Source organism: Pseudonocardia sp. N23, from assembly GCF_002583555.1.
Classification (GTDB): Bacteria; Actinomycetota; Actinomycetes; order Mycobacteriales; family Pseudonocardiaceae; genus Pseudonocardia.
Genome location: NZ_BEGX01000128.1, coordinates 76245 through 94686, shown reverse-complemented (window position 1 = coordinate 94686; position 18442 = coordinate 76245). Strand labels below are relative to the sequence as shown.

Annotated in this window: 17 protein-coding genes and 1 tRNA gene; 10 read left to right on the top strand and 8 right to left on the bottom strand. The window is 73.3% G+C overall.

The genetic code is table 11. The features are described from left to right. The first annotated feature begins 37 nt into the window (after nucleotides 1–37). The 3 genes from TOK_RS28500 (at nucleotide 38) to TOK_RS28490 (ending at nucleotide 4140) form a co-directional block, all read left to right on the top strand. Nucleotides 38–1444, top strand: a complete 1407-nt coding sequence (locus TOK_RS28500) for a HAMP domain-containing sensor histidine kinase (protein WP_253258722.1) — start codon at nucleotides 38–40, stop codon at nucleotides 1442–1444. Between the two features lie 96 nt (nucleotides 1445–1540). Then, nucleotides 1541–3562 carry a S1C family serine protease gene (locus TOK_RS28495; protein ID WP_216362132.1) on the top strand — a complete coding sequence of 674 codons (2022 nt, stop codon included), beginning with the start codon at nucleotides 1541–1543 and terminating at the stop codon, nucleotides 3560–3562. 77 nt (nucleotides 3563–3639) lie between these two features. Next, nucleotides 3640–4140, top strand: coding sequence for a molybdenum cofactor biosynthesis protein B (locus TOK_RS28490; protein ID WP_098961252.1), 501 nt, complete (start codon nucleotides 3640–3642; stop codon nucleotides 4138–4140). A 207-nt stretch (nucleotides 4141–4347) separates the two neighbouring features. Here the strand turns inward: TOK_RS28490 and TOK_RS28485 are convergent, their stop codons facing one another. After that, nucleotides 4348–5019 carry an Rv0909 family putative TA system antitoxin gene (locus TOK_RS28485; RefSeq protein WP_172457841.1) on the bottom strand — a complete coding sequence of 224 codons (672 nt, stop codon included), beginning with the start codon at nucleotides 5017–5019 and terminating at the stop codon, nucleotides 4348–4350. A gap of 118 nt (nucleotides 5020–5137) precedes the next feature. Here TOK_RS28485 and TOK_RS33060 point away from each other — a divergent pair, with 118 nt between their 5' ends. After that, nucleotides 5138–5302, top strand: a complete 165-nt coding sequence (locus TOK_RS33060) for a hypothetical protein (protein ID WP_172457840.1) — start codon at nucleotides 5138–5140, stop codon at nucleotides 5300–5302. A 26-nt stretch (nucleotides 5303–5328) separates the two neighbouring features. Here the strand turns inward: TOK_RS33060 and mscL are convergent, their stop codons facing one another. From mscL to TOK_RS28465, 4 genes are all read right to left on the bottom strand, one after another. Beyond that, complete coding sequence (gene mscL, locus TOK_RS28480) at nucleotides 5329–5778, bottom strand: large-conductance mechanosensitive channel protein MscL (RefSeq protein WP_098961082.1); 450 nt, start codon at nucleotides 5776–5778, stop codon at nucleotides 5329–5331. Between the two features lie 16 nt (nucleotides 5779–5794). Beyond that, nucleotides 5795–6469 (bottom strand): SAF domain-containing protein, encoded by a 675-nt coding sequence (locus TOK_RS28475; protein WP_098961081.1) that lies wholly within the window; start codon nucleotides 6467–6469, stop codon nucleotides 5795–5797. Nucleotides 6470–6594: 125 nt separating this feature from the next. Beyond that, entirely contained in the window at nucleotides 6595–6984 is a 390-nt protein-coding gene (locus TOK_RS28470; protein WP_098961080.1) for an FmdB family zinc ribbon protein, read from the bottom strand. 56 nt (nucleotides 6985–7040) lie between these two features. Further along, nucleotides 7041–7691: a 5-formyltetrahydrofolate cyclo-ligase gene (locus tag TOK_RS28465; RefSeq protein ID WP_098961079.1), complete on the bottom strand. Its 651-nt coding sequence runs from the start codon at nucleotides 7689–7691 to the stop codon at nucleotides 7041–7043. Nucleotides 7692–7727: 36 nt separating this feature from the next. On the opposite strand from TOK_RS28465, the gene TOK_RS28460 reads away from it, so the two are divergent. The 5 genes from TOK_RS28460 (at nucleotide 7728) to TOK_RS28440 (ending at nucleotide 11945) form a co-directional block, all read left to right on the top strand. Next, nucleotides 7728–8615 carry a UTP--glucose-1-phosphate uridylyltransferase gene (locus TOK_RS28460; protein WP_098961078.1) on the top strand — a complete coding sequence of 296 codons (888 nt, stop codon included), beginning with the start codon at nucleotides 7728–7730 and terminating at the stop codon, nucleotides 8613–8615. A gap of 6 nt (nucleotides 8616–8621) precedes the next feature. Further along, nucleotides 8622–9848, top strand: coding sequence for a gephyrin-like molybdotransferase Glp (glp, locus tag TOK_RS28455; RefSeq protein WP_098961077.1), 1227 nt, complete (start codon nucleotides 8622–8624; stop codon nucleotides 9846–9848). Nucleotides 9849–9857: 9 nt separating this feature from the next. Further along, nucleotides 9858–10532 (top strand): GNAT family N-acetyltransferase, encoded by a 675-nt coding sequence (locus TOK_RS28450; RefSeq protein WP_098961076.1) that lies wholly within the window; start codon nucleotides 9858–9860, stop codon nucleotides 10530–10532. A gap of 200 nt (nucleotides 10533–10732) precedes the next feature. Continuing rightward, a complete protein-coding gene (glpR, locus tag TOK_RS28445; RefSeq protein WP_216362131.1) occupies nucleotides 10733–11830 on the top strand; it encodes a gephyrin-like molybdotransferase receptor GlpR in 1098 nt (365 codons plus the stop codon). Nucleotides 11831–11872: 42 nt separating this feature from the next. Continuing rightward, a tRNA-Ala gene (locus tag TOK_RS28440) sits at nucleotides 11873–11945 on the top strand. A 283-nt stretch (nucleotides 11946–12228) separates the two neighbouring features. Here the strand turns inward: TOK_RS28440 and TOK_RS28435 are convergent. The 3 genes from TOK_RS28435 to TOK_RS28425 all read right to left on the bottom strand — a co-directional run bounded on the left by TOK_RS28435 (nucleotide 12229) and on the right by TOK_RS28425 (nucleotide 16398). Next, nucleotides 12229–13503 carry an aspartate aminotransferase family protein gene (locus tag TOK_RS28435; protein WP_216362130.1) on the bottom strand — a complete coding sequence of 425 codons (1275 nt, stop codon included), beginning with the start codon at nucleotides 13501–13503 and terminating at the stop codon, nucleotides 12229–12231. 78 nt (nucleotides 13504–13581) lie between these two features. Beyond that, nucleotides 13582–15171: an MFS transporter gene (locus TOK_RS28430; protein WP_098961074.1), complete on the bottom strand. Its 1590-nt coding sequence runs from the start codon at nucleotides 15169–15171 to the stop codon at nucleotides 13582–13584. A 204-nt stretch (nucleotides 15172–15375) separates the two neighbouring features. Further along, on the bottom strand, nucleotides 15376–16398 hold the full coding sequence (locus TOK_RS28425; protein ID WP_098961073.1) for a tryptophan--tRNA ligase: 1023 nt from the start codon (nucleotides 16396–16398) through the stop codon (nucleotides 15376–15378). Nucleotides 16399–16575: 177 nt separating this feature from the next. Between TOK_RS28425 and aspS the strand changes: the two genes are divergently transcribed. After that, nucleotides 16576–18351, top strand: a complete 1776-nt coding sequence (gene aspS / locus TOK_RS28420; protein ID WP_098961072.1) for an aspartate--tRNA ligase — start codon at nucleotides 16576–16578, stop codon at nucleotides 18349–18351. Nucleotides 18352–18442 lie beyond the last annotated feature (91 nt).

The following is an 18442-nucleotide window of genomic DNA, read 5'->3' as shown; positions in this document are numbered from 1 at the left end:
CGACAGGGTCGCCCCGGCCGCCAGGAATGCTGAGTCGGTGCGCTCCCGGCTGCCGGCGCTCCGACACATCTCGCTGCGTGCGCGCATCGGGATCCTCGCCGCGCTCGTCGCCGCCGTGGCCGTCGTCCTGGTGTCCGTCGCGGCGTTCGTCATCGTGCGCGCCAACATCCTCGCCACCCTCGACGACAACCTCCTGCAGCGCGCCTCGGCGGCTGCGCAGAGCGAGCTGTCCGATCCCGCGTCGCTGGCCGGCATCCCGCCGGAGGTGCTCGGCGCCGCCGACATCCGCATCGCCCTGCTCCAGGCCGGGCCCACCGGCCCGCCGCGCGCGTTGTCGGCAGAGGGTCCCGCGTCGGCACCCCCGCTCGGTGACGAGGAGGTCTCCGTCGCCCGCGGCACGCAGGACTACTCCGTGCGCACCGCCGGGTCCGCCGACGGCGCCTACCGCGTCGTCGCGGTGCAGGCCGGCGAGGGACGGGCCCTGGTCATCGGGCAACGGCTCGCGCCGACGCAGGAGGTCCTCACCAAGCTCGGCGTCGCGTTGCCGATCATCGGCGGCATCGGTGTGGCCCTCGCCGCGATCGCCGGGGTCGCCGTGGCCCGCGCCGGTCTGCGGCCCGTGCAGCGGCTCACCACCGCCACCGAACGCATCGCGACGACCGGGCAGCTCGACCCGATCCCCGTCTCCGGTTCCGACGAGCTCGCCCGCCTCACCCACAGCTTCAACGAGATGCTCGGCGGCCTCGCGGCCTCCCAGGAACAGCAACGCAGGCTCGTCGCCGACGCCGGCCACGAGCTGCGGACACCCCTGACCTCGTTGCGCACCAACCTCGAACTGCTCGCGGCCGCCGACCGGCCGGGCGCCCCGTTGCTGCCCGAGTCCGACCGCGCCGAGATCCTCGACGACGTCCGCGCGCAGGTCGAGGAGCTGTCCCAGCTGGTCGGCGACCTCGTCGAGCTGGCCCGCGACGACGCGCCCCGGATGATGGCCGAACCCGTCGAGCTGACCGACGTCGTCGACCGCGCGCTGGAACGGGCCCGCCGCCGGGCCGGGGACATCGAGTTCGAGGTGCACCTCGTGCCGTGGACGCTCGTCGGCGACTCGACCGCGCTCGAGCGTGCCGTGCTCAACCTGCTCGACAACGCCGCGAAGTGGAGCCCGCCGGACGGGCGCGTCCGCGTCGAGGCGAAGGTGCTCGACGAGTGGACCGTGGTCCTCGAGGTGGCCGACCAGGGCCCCGGCATCGCCGACGAGGACCTGCCGCACGTGTTCGACCGCTTCTACCGCGCCGACCAGGCCCGCACCATGCCCGGATCGGGGCTGGGCCTGGCGATCGTGCGGCAGGTAGCCGGGCGGCACGGTGGCGCGGTGTGGGCGCAGCGCGCCCCCGAGGGCGGTGCGCTGCTGGTCCTGCGGCTCCCCGGGCGTCGCCCGACCGAGTGAACTCCGGCGCCGTCGCGGAACCGGATGGTGACGGCGCGCGCCTGCACCATTGCTCCTAGGCTGTGCCGAGGGGTTCGCGACGTGGGGGCGGCAGACATGGCGAATGACGGGTCCGGCACGCCCGGGCGCGCCGACGACGGCACCGCGGTCGATCGGGCCGAACCCGATCGGTCGATGGTGTCGACGCCACCGGGCGGGCTGCAGACCGGCTCGCACGAGGCTGTCGAACCGGTTGTGGCGCAGCATGATCCGGCTGCTCAGCCGGCCGACGAGGGCGGGGCCGAGCACGCGCCCGCCCACGCGATGGGGGTGCCGCGGCCCGACACCGACCCGGTGACGCCGCCGTCGGGCACCTCGGTCGATCCGGTGGCGCCGTCCGTCCCGGGCCCGTCGGTCCCGGTCCTCTCGGAGGACGTTCCCGCGGCCGCTGCCGACACCGACCCGGCCGACACCGACCCGGCCGACACCGACCCGGCCGTCGTCGACCCGGCCGTCGTCGACCCGGCCGTCGTCGACCCGGCCGCCGTCGACCCGGCCGCCGTCGCCGAGACCGCACTCGACACGCCCGTCGACCTGCCCGCCCCGGCTGCCGCACCGGCCGGCCCGACGCTCCCCGCGACCGTGCATCCGGGCGACGGGCAGCGGGCCGAGGGCACGCCGGCAGGCGGCATTCCCGCCGCCGCGGCCGCCCAGGCGCCGCCGCACCAGCCCGGGCGGCACCAGCCGGGTCAGCAGTCCGGCCAGTGGCGGGTCCCACCGCCCCAGCAGCAGCCGCCCCAGACGCCGCCCGGGTGGCGTCCCGCGCCTCCCGGGCCGTGGGCAGGGGCGCGTGACACCGTCCACCTTCCCTCCGGCCCGCCGCAGCAGGCGCCTGCGGGCCGGCAGTCGACGGGGCAGCACGCCCTCGGCCCGCAACCGACCAGCCGGCAGCAGACGGCCCGGCAGCGGACGGCCCAGTACGGGGCCGGGCAGCAGGACTGGTCGCAGGCGGGCGGGCCGCCCGGCGACCACACCGCCGTCGCCGCCGGGGACGGGTCCGGGACGCCGCGCCGCCGCCGGGGGCTCGCCGCCGCCATGGTCGCGCTCGCGCTCGTCGCCGCACTCGTCGGTGGCGGCGTCGGCGGCTATCTCGGCTACCGGCTCGCCGACCGCGGCCAGACACCGGCGTCGCAAGGCAACGTGCTCGACCAGCCGCTACCCGACGTCGACCAGAACCCCGCCGCCCAGGGCCCGGTCGAGGCCGTCGCGACGCGGGTGCTCCCCAGCACCGTCCAGCTCCGCGTGACCGGCCCCCGCAGCGAGGGCGAGGGCTCCGGCATGATCCTGTCCGCCGACGGGCTCATCCTCACGAACAACCACGTCGTCGCCGACGCCGCGAACGGCGGCAACGTCACCGCCGTCTTCCAGGACGGGCGCAGCGTCCCGGCCACCATCGTCGGCCGCGATCCCAGCTCCGACCTCGCCGTCGTCCGTGCCTCCAACGTCACCGGCCTCGTCCCGATCGAGCTCGGCAACTCCGACGGCGTCCGCGTCGGCCAGCCCGTCGTCGCGTTCGGCTCGCCCCTCGGGCTCGGCGGCACCGTGACCACCGGCATCATCAGCGCACTCAACCGCGCCGTCGGCGTCGGCGACGAGCTCGCAGGCTCCGACCCCACCGTCTTCAGTGCCCTGCAGACCGACGCCGCGATCAACCCCGGCAACTCCGGCGGCCCGCTCGTCGACATGCAGGGCCGCGTCGTCGGCATCAACTCCGCGATCGCGACGACCGGCGCCCAGGGCGGGTCCATCGGCGTGGGCTTCGCCATCCCGATCAACTCGGCCAAGCGCATCGCCCAGGAGCTCGAGACGACGGGGCGCGCCACCCGGGCGGTGCTCGGAGTCGGTGTCGCCGACGACCAGACGATCACGGGTGCCCGCATCCAGAGCGTCATCCCCGGCGGGCCCGCCGACGTGGCGGGGATCAAGGCCAACGACGTCGTCCTCAAGTTCGGCGACAAGCAGATCACCACGGGTCTCGACCTGCAGGCACAGATCCGGTCCACAGCACCCGGGGCGACCATCCCGGTCCAGCTCGCCGACAGAACGGTGCAGGTCACACTGGGTTCGGCGACCGGATGACCGCCACCGGACCGCGTCCCAGGATCGTGCGCGCCGCCGGGTCCGGGGCGTCGCGGCCCCCCCGCTACGGTGACGGTATGGAGATGGCGCCACCCAAGATCGGCCGGGCCCTCGTCGTGATCGTCGACGACCGCGCGAGCCACGGTGAGCGGGCGGACGCGAGCGGGCCGCTCGTCACCGAGCTGCTCGAGGAAGCGAACTTCGTCGTCGACGCGGTCGTGATCGTTCCCGGCGAGTCCGTCGCCATCCGCAACGCGCTCAACACGGCGGTCATCGGTGGGGTCGATCTCGTCATCACCGTCGGTGGCACGGGTGTCTCACCGCGCGACGTCACCGCCGACGCGACGGCCGGCGTCCTCGACCGACCGATCCCGGGCATCGCAGAGGCCCTGCGCGCCTCCGGCCTCGCCGCCGGTGCCGTCGACGCGGGCCTGTCCCGCGGGCTGGTCGGTGTCTCGGGCAGCACGCTGGTCGTGAACCTTGCGTCGTCGCGGGCGGCGGTGCGCGACGGCATGGCGACGCTGACCCCGCTCGTCACCCACGTCATCTCGCAGCTCTCGGACCTCGACCCCGACTGAGCCTGCCCGACTGAGCACTCCGGGCCCGGCCGGACGCGGCCGCACCCGCCGAGTTCGACGTCAGGCGGGTTCAGGTCATGATCGAACCAGCCCCACGTCGAGTTCGGCGGAGTTGTTGCGGGCGCCGGCGCAGGTGTCGAGGACCGCCGCGGCGGAGTTCCGGGCCGCGGTCCGGCGTCCGCAACGGCACGCGGGGCCGCTCCGCGATCAGGCGCCCGAGGCGCCCGGATCCTTCCTGGTCGTGCTCGGCTCCCTGGGGCTGCTGCTCTCGCTCGCGCCGTGCGCCGGGCCCGGTTCGGCGGCAGCGCCGGGGCTCGTGGGCGCGGCTCCGGACGGGGTCCCGGTGGTCCCGGGCGTCGGCGCCGCCGAGCTCGTCGGCGTTGCCGTGCCTGTCGGCGTTGCCGTGCCTGTCGACGCCGGCGTGCCCGTCGGACCTGCGGGACCCGCCGGACCTGCGGTGGCCGTCGGCGCGGCCGGACCCGGCGTCGTCGTGACCGTCGGCGCATCGGCGGGGTGCAGGCCGGTGGTGTGAGTGCCGCCGCTGGGAGCGTCGTCTCCCGGGTCTCGGCGCGCGGCCGCTGCCGTCCGGTCGATCACGTCGCCGACGGCGCTGCTCACCGTGTCGAGCTGGTCGTGGAACCGGCCGCCGGTCGCCTTGTCGACCTTCTGCTTCGCCTGGTCCAGCACCGGGCCGGCCTTCTTGCTCGCCTGGTCGAGGTAGGGCGACGCCTTCTCCCGGGCCTGCTCCAGGTACGGCCCGGCCTTGCGCTTCGCGTTCTCGACGTGCGGTGCCGCCTTCTCGGCGGCCCCCTTCGCGTACGGTGTGGCGCGTTCGATGACGTCCTCGACGATCTCGACGGCCTTGTCCAGCAGTCCCATGTCGTCCCCCGATCCCTGACCGGGCGCGACCGACGCCCGGTCCGTCCATGGTGGCACTGCGGAGGCCGTTTCAGCAGGGGACGGCGTCGATCCACCGCTGCGGTGGCACGATGGAGGCATGGCGGAGCTGTCCGAGCAGATGCGGCGTCGGATCGAGGAGGTCTTCGGCGACGTCCTGCCCGTCACGACCAGTGACGAACGTGGGGACGACGAGCCGCGTACCGACGCGTCGGGCGACGAGTGGCTGCGCGCCAACCGCCCCCCGCACCACGACCAGGACTGAGCGGTCCCGGGCGTCGTCCCCGGGGACTACCTGTCGTCGGTCGGGGATTGCTTGCCGTCGGTCGGGGAGTGCTTGCCGTCGGAGGCGCCGGCCTGCGCGGCGAGCAGGTCGCGGATCTCCGAGAGCAGCTGGACGTCGGTGGGCTCGGCCGGACCGGCCTCCTCGCCACGCTTGCGACGCTCCTTGAGGGCCTTGAGCGGCAGCACGATGACGAAGTAGACGACTGCGGCGACGATCAGGAAGTTGATCGCCGCGGTGATGACGGCGGCGAAGTCGATGTAGGTGCTCGGCTTGTCGGCGATGATGTTGATACCGAGGCCGGTCGCGGTCGGTGGGGTGATCGCGTTGAGCAACGGCTTGATGATCTTCTCGGTGAACGACGTGACGATCGCACCGAATGCGGCACCGATGACGACGGCGACCGCGAGGTCGACGACGTTGCCGCGCAGAATGAAGTCCTTGAAGCCCTTGAGCATTGGTCCCCCCGTTGGATCACCGGTTCTGCTGCCGGAGGGTAACCGCGACCTGCTGCGTCAGCGCGGCGGCGGCGAGGCGCGTCGCCTGTGTCGGCGGCAACGCGACCAGCACGATCCGCCCCCGCGAACCGGTGGCGACCCCTCCCGAATCGGCCGGCAGCACAGCGGTGACGACCGCGCCCTCGGCGAGGACGACGGCCTCGTCGGCACCGGCTCCGGGGGTGACGACGTCGACGACGTTGCCCGCGACGAGCAGGCCCGCGACGCCGGGATCGGTCAGCCGGACGGGGACGGCGACGGCGTCGGGCAGGCCCGACGCGGCGGCGGCCAGGGCAGGCCCGGCCAGCCGGAGGTCGGTCACGGGTTCGCCGGCACGGACGGGGCCTGCGAGGACACGGCCGGTCGCGTCGGCAGTGGCGCGCAACACGCCCGTCGGCACCAGCGCGTCCGGCCACGGGCGGACGGCGAGGTCGGCGGGGCCGAGGACGACACCGGCGGGGAGGTCGCGGACGGCGACGAGGACGGGCTCGCCCGCGCCCGCCGCGGGGCGGAACGCCAGCACCGCGGCGGCGACGACGAGCGCACCCGCCAGGACGCGGCGCGCGAGGACGCCGCGCCGCCAGCGGGTGGCGGGCAGCCGGGCGAGCAGGACGTCCCACGGACGGGACGGTGCTGTGGAGGAGGCGGGCATGCGGACCTCTCGTCGGAACCGTGATCGGCTCCGACGCTAGGTGCGCGGACGGACGTGGGACCGGGTTCCCGGCGGGCCTGTGGACGGTTTCCGCGGGATGTGGACAACCCCGGAGGGACGGCCTGTCAGGCGGCGGGCGTCGATCCCGGGCTGGACGACCCCGACGACGAGGACGAGCTGCTGCTCGACGGGCCCGACGTCTTGACCAGCTCGCCGTGCTTCGGCGGTTTGCCGGACACGGTCTGCGGGGTGGACCCGGAGTCGGACGAGGTCGAGGAGTCGGACTTCGAGTCCGACGAGGACGACGACGAGTCGGTGGAGGCGGCCACACCGCTGCTGCCACGGCTGTCGGTGCGGTAGAACCCGCTGCCCTTGAAGACGATCCCCACCGAGGAGAAGACCTTGCGGAGGGCGCCGCCACATTCGGGGCACACCGTCAGCGAGTCGTCGGAGAAGGACTGCACTGCCTCGAACCGGTGGTCACAGGCGGTGCAGGCGTACTGGTAGGTCGGCAAGGGATCCTCCGGAGCTGGCACTCCCATACAGGGACTGCCAAGTTTAACCTGCGCGATCAACCCGCTGTTCCGAGCGTCGTCACACCGCTGCCCGGGCGCAGGGCTCCGGCGACGCGCATGTCGTGCGGGTCCACGGGAACGACATCGAGCAGCTCGTCGTCGTCGACCACGGCGATGACCAGTGCGTCCGCGCCGACGAGGGGCAGGGTCCGGTCGTAGTAGCCGCCGCCGCGGCCGAGGCGGTTCCCGGCCAGGTCGACGGCGAGCGCGGGGACGAGGACGACGTCGGCGGCAGTGATACCTGCCACACCGAGCCGTGGACCAGTGGGTTCACGCAGTCCGAGCGGTCCGTCGGCGAGCGAGCCCGGGCCGTCGTAGGCGGCCCAGTCGAGGCTGCCGGGCTCGTCCGGGACGACCGGGAGCCGGACGACGTGGCCGGCGGCGCGCAGTGCGTCGAGCATCGCGATCGACCCCGGCTCGCTCCCGACGGGCAGGTAGGCGCACACGACGAGCCCGGCACCGCGGCCCGCGGCGACCGCGACGACACCGTCGGCGAGAGCCGCGTCCCGCGCGACCCGGCGGTCCGGCGTGACGGCGCGGCGCGCGGCCAGCAGCCGCCGTCGCAACCCGGCCTTCCCGGAGCCGTCGGCGCCGGGATCGTCGGGATGTGCCCGCGGTGAAGCCTGATGTTCTCCGTGTGCCGTCACGCGGGCACGTTACCGGCGCCGATAGGCTCGCCGACCATGAGCGAGTCCCGCGCGTTCCGCTCCGCTGTCGTCCCCGCCGCCGGTCTCGGCACCAGGTTCCTGCCGACGACGAAGACGGTTCCCAAGGAGCTGCTGCCCGTCGTCGACACCCCTGGCATCGAGCTCGTGGCCGCCGAGGCGGCCGAAGCGGGCGCCGAGCGGCTCTTGATCGTCACCTCGCCGGGCAAGGACGCGATCGCCGCCCACTTCGCGCCGCAGCCCGAGCTGGAGGAGACGCTCAAGGAGCGCGGCAAGGACGCGTTGCTGGCCAAGGTGCGCAGGGCCGCCGAGCTGATCGCGGTGCAGACGGTCACCCAGCACCAGCCCAAGGGTCTCGGACACGCGGTGGGGTGCGTCGCCGACGTGCTCGGCGACGACGAGGACGCCGTCGCGGTGCTGCTGCCCGACGACATCGTGCTGCCCACCGGTGTGCTCGACCGGATGGCCGCCGTGCGTGCGCAGCACGGCGGAACCGTGCTGTGCGCCTTCGACATCCCGGGCCCGGAGATCTCCGCCTACGGCGTGTTCGACGTCGCCGACACCGCCGACGACGACGTGAAGCGCGTGCACGGGATGGTCGAGAAGCCGCCGGCCGACGAGGCGCCGTCGTCGTTCGCCGCCGCCGGCCGCTACCTGCTCGACCGGGCGATCTTCGACGCCCTGGGCCGCATCACCCCCGGCGCGGGCGGTGAGCTGCAGCTCACCGACGCCGTGGCGCTGCTGATCGCCGAGGGTCACCCCGTGCACGTGGTGGTGCACCGCGGCGGCCGGCACGACCTGGGCAACCCGGGTGGTTACGCGAAGGCGTTCGTCGACTTCGCGCTCCAGCACCCCGACTACGGCGACGACCTGCGCAGCTGGCTGGCCGCGCGGCTGGAGGGTTAGGCGACGGTGCGGTCGGTCGACGAGCAGCTCGAGAGGATCCTCGCGGCGGCGGTGCGCCCGGCGCCGGTCCGTGTCGCGATCGCCGACGCCCACGGGCTGCGGTCCGCGGAGTCGGTGAGCACGTCACGTCCGTTGCCCGGCTTCGACCAGGCGGCGATCGACGGCTACGCGGTCCGCAGCATCGACCTCGTCGGTGCGTCCGACGCGGGGCCGGTGTCGCTGCCGGTCGTGGGGGAGATCCCGGCCGGGTCGCGCCAGCCCTTGCGGCTGCAGCCCGGGCAGGCGGTGCGGGTGGTCGCCGGTGCGCCGTTGCCGACGCTGGCCGACGCAGTCCTGCCGTCGGACCACACCGATTCCGGGTCGGCCCGCATCTCGGTGCACCGCGCCGTGCCCTCGGCGGTGTTCGTGCGCCGCATCGGTGAGGACGTCCAGCCCGGCGACGTCGCCGTGAACCGCGACGAGATCGTCGGCACCGCGCAGGTCGCGATGCTCGCCGCGGCGGGTCGCGGGCAGGTCCTCGTGCACCCGAAGCCGCGGGTGTCGGTGCTCGCGGTCGGCGACGAGCTCGTCGACGTCTCGCGCGGTGCCGGCGCCGGGCAGGTTCCCGACGTCTGCACCCACGCCATCGCGGCGGCCGCCCGGGAGGCCGGTGCGGCGGTGTCGCGGCTGCGCCTGGTCCGGGCCGACGTCCGCGAGGTGCGGTCGGCGCTGGAGGACATGCTGCCGTTCACCGAGGTCCTCGTGGTGTGCGGTGCGGTCGCGGGACGCCCCGGCGCGGAGCTGCGATCGGCCTTCGACGGCATCGGCGAGATCGACGACACCCGCGTCGCCATGCATCCGGGCTCGTCGCAGGGCTTCGGGGTCGTCGGCCGCGACGCGGTGCCGACGTTCCTGTTCCCCTCGCACCCGGCCACCGCGCTGCTGCTGTTCGAGGTGCTCGCCCGCCCGCTCGTCCGGCTCGGGCTCGGCCTGGAGGACCCGCACCGCCGGGTGCTGCAGGCCCGGCTGACGTCGCCGGTCGTGTCGCGCAAGGGCCGCCGTGGGTACGTGCGCGGGCGGCTGCTGCGCGAGCAGGACAGCGGCGACTACCTGCTGCAGCCCCTGGGCCTCTCCGGCACCCACCTGCTGACCTCACTCGCCGAGGCCAACGGGATGCTGATCGTGCCCGAGGACCAGGAGGACCTGACCGTCGACGAGCACGTGTCGGTCGCGTTCCTGTCCAACCGGCGCTGACCGGCCGCGATGTCGCATGCGGTACCCGAGCGCCTCGGCCGCCATCCGGGCTGGCCCGCCCGGACGGGTGGGCTGCGCACCGGGGCGGGTGTCGTCGCGCTGCGCCCGGTCCGGCTGCGTGACGCCACCGCGTGGTCGGCGATCAGGGTTCGCGACGAGGAGCACCTCGCCCCCTGGGAGCCCACCGCCCCCGGCACGTGGGCGCAGCGCCACTCCGCCGCGGAGTGGCCGGCCCGCTGGATGCTGCTGCGGTCCGCGGCCCGGCGCGGGGCCGCGCTGCCGTTCGTGATCACCGTCGACGACCGGTTCGCGGGCCAGGTCATGGTGGGCAACGTCGTGCGGGAGCCGCTGCTGTCGGCCTACATCGGCTACTGGTGCGATGCCGCCGTCACCGGCAAGGGCGTCACGACGGCGGCCGTCGCGCTGGCACTGGACCACTGCTTCGACGCGGTCGGTCTGCACCGCGTGGAGGCCACGGTCCGGCCGGAGAACGTCGGGAGCCTGCGGGTGCTGGCCAAGCTCGGGTTCCGGCACGAGGGGCTGTTCCGTCGCTACCTCGACGTCGACGGCGACTGGCGTGACCACCTCTGCTTCGCCCTGACCGCCGAGGACCTTCCTGCGGGCGGGATGGCCGCCGCGCTCGTGCGGCACGGTCTGGCGCACCCCGTCGATCACATGGAGTGAACAGAGCACTGCACGCTGTGACCCTCCGAATTCACATTCGTCACACCCGCACCGGAGGAAACGTTCCTCGATATGGGTGGCGACGGCGCGTCGCTTCCGGGATCCCACGATCGCGCTGGATACCGTGATCGAGGGCGCGATCTTGCTCGGGGGAGTGGGAGCCGTGCCCGACTGCGCCGATCGGGGGAGAGGAGCGGCCGTTGCCCAGCTCGATGATCTTCGTGAGCCTGGTGGCCATCTGGCTGCTGATCCTCGTACCGACGGTCGCGCGGCGACGGCAGGAGGTGGCGCGGCCCTCGGCGGCATCGCTGTCCGGCCGGGTGCTCGCCCGACCGGGCCAGGACCGCCGTACCCAGGAGGTGGCACTGATGGACCGGACCGACGAACGCGTCACGACCACGGTCGAGGCGGCCGACGTGGAGGCCGAGGAGAGCGCCCCCGAGGCGCGGCCGTCGGAGGAGCCCGCCGACGTGCACGTCGACGACGACCCCGGCCGCCTCGCGGACTGGGCCGAGGAGGACGAGGAGGGCTGGGAGCGGCCGCCCGCGCGCTTCCGCCCCGGCCGCGGCGGGTTCGACGCCGAGGCCGCCGCGCTGTCCGCGCGCGCCCGCTACGCCGCCCGCCAGCGGATCGTCCTCGGCCTGCTCGGCGCCATCGTCGTGACGGCGGCGCTCGCGCTGTTCCTGTCCGCAGGGATCTGGTGGCTCACCGGGCTCGTCGCCGCCGGGCTGACCGGCTACCTCGTGTACCTGCGCCGCCAGGTCCGCCTCGAGGACGCCATCCGGGCCCGCCGCGCCGCCCGCGCCGCAGGCACCCGCCGCACCCCCGCCGCCGACGACCCCGCCCTCGACGAATGGGCTGCCCGCGGCCGCGAGGTCGGCCGCCGCGACGGCGAGGACCGGGACGGCGACCGCGACCTCGACGAGAACGACCACGATCTCGACGAGACCGGCGCTGCGCTGGACGGCCACGACGACGGTTGGGTCGACGCCTCCCGCGACGACGCCGACGGCGGCGCGTCGGGCAAGGGTCTCGACGACGACGGCGACCCCAGCCGGGTCAAGGGCGTCGGCGAGCCGCTGGGCATCCTGCCCGCCAAGCGCCGCACCGTCCGCGCCGACGATGAGGAGGCCGACGAGGACGCCGAGCCCGAGACGGCCCTGCCTCGCCTCACGCCCACTCCGCCGCCCCCGCTGCCTGCCGGGACCAGCCTCGTCGAGGTCGACGAGGAGGAGCTCGAACTGGGCGAGCTCGACCGCCGGGCCCGACCCGGGTACCGCCGTGCGGCGGGTCAGTGAGCCCCTGCTAGGGTTTTCACGTCCCGCCGGAGACGGCGGTACGGGGCTGTGGCGCAATTGGTAGCGCGTCTCGTTCGCATCGAGAAGGTCAGGGGTTCGATTCCCCTCAGCTCCACTCGCAGGTCATCCTTGCTCGCGGAATCCGCTCGCTTGGCGAGCTCCGGGTGTTTCCGGGGGCGCAGCCCCTGGGCCCCGCCCGGCGGGGATTCGCTCCCCGGACCCCCTCCGGTGGTCGGCTCGGTCGGTGGCGTCCGGTTGGTCACGGAGCTCGGACCCGGACTTTCGTCCTCGTCCTGCGTGGACCACGTCAGCGCGAGGCCCTCGGCCCTGTGGGCGACCGCCGATTCCGGGGACATGGGCGCCACCCGTGACGCTCGTGTCCCGCGAACCCCGCAGGGTCAGCCCGCTTCCTTCTCGGCCAGGACGTGGTCGATCGCGTCGACGAAGGCCACGAGCTCGGCGTCGGTGGTGATGAACGGCGGGCTGATCTGCAGGTTGTTGCCGCGCAGGGGGCGTGAGACGAACCCCAGGTCGAGCAGGCCGTCGACGACGTCCTCGGCCTTGATCTCGTCGACGACGGTCACGCCGCCCAGGAAACCGCCGACGCGGACGTCGGCCACGCTCGGGCGGTCGGCGGCCAGCTGCGCCAGCCGGGTGCCCAACAGTGTCTCGAGCTCGGCGGCGCGCGGCACCAGGCCGTCGGCCTCCAGCACGTCGATGTTGGCCTGGGCGACCGCACAGGCGGTCGCGTGCCCCGCGTAGGTGGCGCCGTGGCGGAAGATCGGCGTCGACGGGTCGTCGACGTAGAACGGCTGCCAGATCCGGGGTGCGACGAGGACGCCGCCGAGCGGTGCGTACCCGGAGGTGACGCCCTTGGCGAAGGTGATCATGTCGGGCCGGACGCCGTAGCGTTCGGCGGCGAACATGGTGCCGGTGCGGCCGAAGCCGGTGATGACCTCGTCGAGGACGAGCAGGATGTCGTTCTCGCGGCACAGCTGCTCGACGGCGGCCAGGTACCCCGGCTCGGGCGGGTTGACGCCGCCGGTGCCCTGGACGGGCTCGGTCACGAAGGCAGCGACCCGCTCGGCGCCGAGGTCGGCGATCGTCTTCGCGAGGGCGTCGGCGTCGTGGACCGGGACGCGCGCCGTCTCCGGGACGAGCGACTCGGTGCCGTAGCCCTCCCGGTTGAACTCCAGGCCCGCGATGCTGGTGCCGTAGGCGTGCAGGCCGTGGTAGGCGTGCTCGCGGCTGATGATCACGGTCTTCCCGGGCCTGCCGTCGCGCTGCCAGTGCCGGCGGGCGAGCTTGCAGGCCACGTCGATGGCGTCGGAGCCACCGGAGTTGAGGATGACCTTCGGGTCGGGGATCGGCGACAGGCTCGCGAGCCGCTCCGCCAGGGAGATCGCCTGGTCGTTCACGAACCGGGCGAAGATGTGGTAGGTCTCCAGCGTCAGCATCTGGGCGCGGGCGGCCTCGGCGAGCGCGGGGTGCGAGTGGCCGATGTTGGCGTGCCACAGACCCGCGGTGCCGTCGAAGAGCCGCTGTCCGTCGGCGGTGTGCAGGTAGGAGCCCTCGCCCCGTTCGATGACGAGCTGCCGTCCGAGGACGGAGGGCAGGTGCGCCTGGGCGGGCCACAGGGCGGGGCCGTCGAGGATCGTGGGAGTGCCGGACACGGGTGCCGTCCTTTCGTTCGGTGGCGCCCAGTGCAACAAGGACCGGACGATCCCGCACATCGTGGGCCCGGAGCAGGGTCAGGCCGCGGGTTCCGCCGCCGGCTCGGTGACGACCTCGTCGGTGACCCGGCCGCCGGGGTGCAGCAGCGCCGCCACCAGCGAGATCGCCAGGGCGATCGCCATGCCGACGAGGACGGCGCGCGTCGCGATCGCGAAGTCCGTCGCGACGGCGGCCTCGATCCGGCCGCGCAGCTGCGCGGGGACGTTCGCCAGTGCCGGGGACGAGTCCCCGCCACCCGACGCGGCCAGCGACGCCGCGGTCGACGGGGGCACCCCGAAGCCGGCGAGGGTCGTCTCCATGCGGGCGGCGAAGACGTTGCCCAGCACCGTGCCCAGCACGGCGAGGCCGAGCGCGGAGCCGTAGTTGCGGATGGTCTGGGTGATGCCGGTGACCTCGCCGTAGGAGGCGTCGATGGCGCGGTTGGTGGCGTCGGTGCTGGCCGGGCCGAGCAGCAGGCCGATCCCCGCGCCCGACAGGACGATGCACCACCACTGCGCGCCCAGGTCCAGGTCGGTGATCTTCCAGGCCCAGCACAGGAACCCCACCATGGCCAGGACACAGCCCGCGACGACCGACGGCTTCGCACCCCGCTTGTCGAGGATGCGCCCGCCGATCTGGGCGGCCGGGGCGAAGCCCGCGAAGAACACCAGCAGGTAGAGCCCTGCGCTGCTGGCGCTGTAGCCGAGCGAGACCTGCGAGTAGATGCTCGCGAAGAAGAACACCGGGACGAACGCGACCATGGAGAAGAACAGCACCAGGTTGTCGGACATGAATGCCCGCCCGCGGAAGATGCCGATCTTGATCAGCGGCATCTCGGTGCGCTGCTCCAGGAACACGAACAGCACCAGCGCCACGAGACCGCCGACGATGCACACCCAGGTCAGCGGGCTGTCCCAGCCCCAGCTCCGGGCCTGCTCGAAGCCCAGCACCGACAGCCCCATCCCGACGGCGACGACCGCGGCGCCCCGCCAGTCGATCCGTTCCCGCCGCATCGAGGGCGCGATGCCGGCCATGAGCGTGAGGACGACGGCGACGACCGCGACCGGGATGTTGATCCAGAAGATCGCCCGCCACGTCCACTGCGTGAGATAGCCGCCGGCGATCGGGCCGATCGCGGTCAGGCCCCCGCTGACACCGAAGAAGATCGCCAGCGCCTTGCCCCGCTCACGCAGCGGGAACGACGCCACGACGACGGCGAGCGCGGCCGGGATCATGAGCGCCGCGGACAGGCCCTGCATCGCCCGGAAGACGATGATCCAGGCCTCGGCGAGCGAGCTCTTCGGGGTGAACCCGCAGAGCGTGGACGACACGGCGAAGCCGATGATCCCGATCAGTACGATGCGCCGCGACCCCAGGACGTCGGCGAGCCGCCCGCCCAGCGCGAACCCGGCGGCGAGGGCGAGCAGGTAGCTGTTCACCGTCCACGTGACGCCGCTGCTCGACAGCGACAGCTCGGTCTGGATGTTCGGGGCGGCGATGGCGACGATCGTCTGGTCGATGAACGTCATCGCGACGGCGAACATCATCGCGGTGAGGGCGAGCCATTTCGACGTCGCAGCGAGGCGTGTCGTACCCGCCGGACCGCCCGCGACCGCTCTCTCCGACATACCGCTCTCCGATCGTCGTCGACGACGCGAGGTGCGCGTTCGGCGATGATGTCGCTCGGAGGAGCCGAGACGTGACACTCCGGGGCGCCCCGACTGCCGACGGCAGGCGCCCGATCGTCGCCAGGGATGCGCGCAGAGCCTCCCGCGCGACCCCACGGTCGTCGGAGTACCTCCGGAGAGCGACGAGGTTGCGGCCGGTCCGGGCTACTGGATGCCCGTCGCCTCGCGCACCCGGCCCAGCACCTCGCGGGCGCGGACGCGGGCCTTGTCCGCGCCGGTGGCCAGCAGCGCGGTGAGCTCGCTGTCGGGGGCCATCAGCTCGTCGTAGCGCGCGCGGAGCGGGCCGAGCTTCTCGTCGAGCACGTCGAACAGCGCGTTCTTCAGCTCGCCCCAGCCCGTCCCGCCGGCCTCGAGCCGCTTGCGCACGTCGGCCGTGACGTCGGCGGACGCGAACTGTTCCAGGATCTGGAACACCGACGAGCTGTCCGGGTCCTTCGGGTCCTCGACCGGCGTGCTGTCGGTCGGGATGCGCCGCACCAGTTTCTTGAGCTTCGCGCCCTCGAGGAAGAGCGGGATCGTGTTGTCGTAGCTCTTGCTCATCTTGCGGCCGTCGGTGCCGGGCAGGGTCTTGCCGGTGTCGGCTTCCGGGACGACCAGCTGCGGGACCTTGAGCACCGGCTTGCCGCCCCCGAAGAGGTGGTTGAAGGAGCCGGCGATGTCGGCGGCGTACTCGACGTGCTGGGACTGGTCCTTGCCGACGGGCACGACGTCGGAGTCCATCAGCAGGATGTCGGCGGCCATCAGCACCGGGTAGTTGTAGGTGCCCATGTTGATGCCGGCGTCGAGGTCGTCCTTGCCCGCCTCGGCGTTGCGGTCGCGCGCGGCCTTGTAGGCGTGCGCCCGGTTCATCATCCCCTTGGCGGTGACGCAGGACAGGATCCAGCTCAGCTCGAACGTCTCCGGCACGTCGGACTGCAGGTACATCGTGATGCGCTCGGGGTCGAGGCCCGCGGCGATCCAGGTGGCGGCGACCGAGCGCGAGTAGTGGCGCAGCAGCTCGGGATCGCGCACCGTCGTCAGCGCGTGGTAGTCGGCGATGAAGTACATCGCCTCGTACTGCTCGGCCAGCTCGAGGGCGGGCTTGATCGCACCGATGTAGTTGCCGATGTGCGGCTCGCCGGTCGGCTTGATGCCGGTGAGGGAGACCTTCCGCCCGGGCGTCGTCATCCGGCGATCCTAGGCCCGCAGGTGGAAGGCGCTTTTCCGGCCCCGAGGGGAGCGGAGAGCGCCCGGACCGTCGCGGTACGCTGCGGGAGCCCCTGGTCAGAGGGGGTTGGCGCCGCGATGGCGGCCGACGAGCGGCCCCGACCCGGGCCGACCCCCAGTCGACGACATGGACGGAAGATGCATCGATACCGGTCTCACACCTGCGGCGAGCTGCGCGCGACGGACGTCGACACCGACGTCCGGCTGTCGGGCTGGCTGCACAACCGGCGGGACCTGGGCGGTGTCGTCTTCGTCGACCTTCGGGACAACTCCGGGGTCGTCCAGCTCGTCGTCCGCTCCGACTCGCCCGCCTACGAGGCGCTCGGCAGCCTGCCGCGGGAGACGGTGCTGCGGGCCGACGGCCGTGTCCTGCGTCGTGACGCGGAGAACGTCAACCCCGACCTGCCGACCGGTGAGATCGAGGTCCAGGTCGGCGAGATCGAGGTGCTCGGCACCTGCGACCCGTTGCCGTTCAGCGTGTTCCCCGAGGAGAAGGTCAACGAGGAGACCCGGCTGACCTACCGCTTCCTCGACCTGCGCCGCGCCCGGATGCACCGCAACATCCAGCTGCGCTCCGCGGTCGTCGCGAGCATCCGCCGCAAGATGACCGAGCGTGGCTTCCTCGACCTGCAGACGCCGATCCTGTCGGCCACCAGCCCCGAGGGCGCGCGCGACTTCCTGGTCCCCTCGCGCATCCACGCCGGCAAGTTCTACGCGCTGCCGCAGGCGCCGCAGCAGTTCAAGCAGCTGCTGATGGTGTCGGGCTTCGACCGCTACTTCCAGATCGCGCCCTGCTTCCGCGACGAGGACAGCCGCGCCGACCGCTCGCCCGGCGAGTTCTACCAGCTCGACGTCGAGATGAGCTTCGCCGAGCAGGAGGACGTCTTCGGGGTCATCGAGGGCGTCATGACCGAGCTCTTCACCGAGTTCGCGCCCGAGCGGCAGACCACGTCGCCGTTCCCGCGCATCGCCTACCGCGACGCGCTGGCCCGTTACGGCACCGACAAGCCCGACCTGCGCTCGCCGCTCGAGCTCGTCGACGTCACACACCTGTTCGCCGACAGCGACTTCCGGGCGTTCGCGGGCAAGCACGTCCGCGCGCTGCCGGTTCCCGGCTGCGGCGGCCGGCCCCGTTCGTTCTTCGACCAGATGGGCGCCTTCGCCATCGAGAAGGGCGCGCAGGGCCTGGCCTGGGTGCGCATCGCCGACGACGGCACGCTCACCGGCCCGATCGCCAAGTTCCTCACCGAGGACGTCGTCTCCCGGCTCGTCGCCGACGTCAAGGGCGAGCCCGGCACCGCGATCTTCTTCGGCGCGGGCGAGGAGTCCGAGGTCGGCAAGATCATGGCCGAGGTCCGCGTCGAGGCGGCCAAGCGCGCCGACCTGTTCGAGGAGGCGCCGTTCCGGTTCTGCTGGATCGTCGACTTCCCGATGTACGAGCTCGACGACGACGGCAAGGTCGAGTTCAGCCACAACCCGTTCTCGATGCCGCAGGGCGGCATGGAGGCGCTGCAGACCAAGGACCCGCTCGACATCCTGGCCTGGCAGTACGACATCGTCTGCAACGGCGTGGAGCTGTCCTCGGGCGCGGTCCGGAACCACAGCCCGGAGGTCATGTACGAGGCCTTCCGGATCGCCGGCTACGCCAAGGAGCGCGTCGACGAGGAGTTCGGCGGCATGGTGCGCGCCTTCCACTACGGCGCCCCGCCGCACGCCGGGATCGCCCCCGGTGTCGACCGCATCGTGATGCTCCTGGCCGACGAGCCCAACATCCGCGAGACGATCGCGTTCCCGCTCAACGGCAACGCCCAGGACCTGCTCATGGGCGCGCCGTCAGAGGTCGACGAGGCGCGGCTGCGTGAGCTGCACCTGAGCGTCCGCAAGCCCCCGGCCAAGGCCCCGAAGACGAGCTGACGCCGGCCGGACCCGTTGCGTCGCAGCGGGTCCGGCCGGGTATACGGTCGCCGGGCGGCGCCGGGGGCGTCGTCAGCACGTGGGGGGTGTT

Excerpts from the sequence above, each read along its gene's own strand:
- TOK_RS28450 (WP_098961076.1), top strand. The coding sequence starts at position 9,858 with ATGTCGCATGCGGTACCCGAGCGCCTCGGCCGCCATCCGGGCTGGCCC.
- TOK_RS28475 (WP_098961081.1), bottom strand. The coding sequence starts at position 6,469 with ATGCCCGCCTCCTCCACAGCACCGTCCCGTCCGTGGGACGTCCTGCTC.
- TOK_RS28460 (WP_098961078.1), top strand. The coding sequence starts at position 7,728 with ATGAGCGAGTCCCGCGCGTTCCGCTCCGCTGTCGTCCCCGCCGCCGGT.
- TOK_RS28425 (WP_098961073.1), bottom strand. The coding sequence starts at position 16,398 with ATGACGACGCCCGGGCGGAAGGTCTCCCTCACCGGCATCAAGCCGACC.
- TOK_RS28490 (WP_098961252.1), top strand. The coding sequence starts at position 3,640 with ATGGAGATGGCGCCACCCAAGATCGGCCGGGCCCTCGTCGTGATCGTC.
- mscL (WP_098961082.1), bottom strand. The coding sequence starts at position 5,778 with ATGCTCAAGGGCTTCAAGGACTTCATTCTGCGCGGCAACGTCGTCGAC.
- TOK_RS28485 (WP_172457841.1), bottom strand. The coding sequence starts at position 5,019 with ATGGGACTGCTGGACAAGGCCGTCGAGATCGTCGAGGACGTCATCGAA.
- TOK_RS28430 (WP_098961074.1), bottom strand. The coding sequence starts at position 15,171 with ATGTCGGAGAGAGCGGTCGCGGGCGGTCCGGCGGGTACGACACGCCTC.
- TOK_RS28495 (WP_216362132.1), top strand. The coding sequence starts at position 1,541 with ATGGCGAATGACGGGTCCGGCACGCCCGGGCGCGCCGACGACGGCACC.
- TOK_RS33060 (WP_172457840.1), top strand. The coding sequence starts at position 5,138 with ATGGCGGAGCTGTCCGAGCAGATGCGGCGTCGGATCGAGGAGGTCTTC.
- aspS (WP_098961072.1), top strand. The coding sequence starts at position 16,576 with ATGCATCGATACCGGTCTCACACCTGCGGCGAGCTGCGCGCGACGGAC.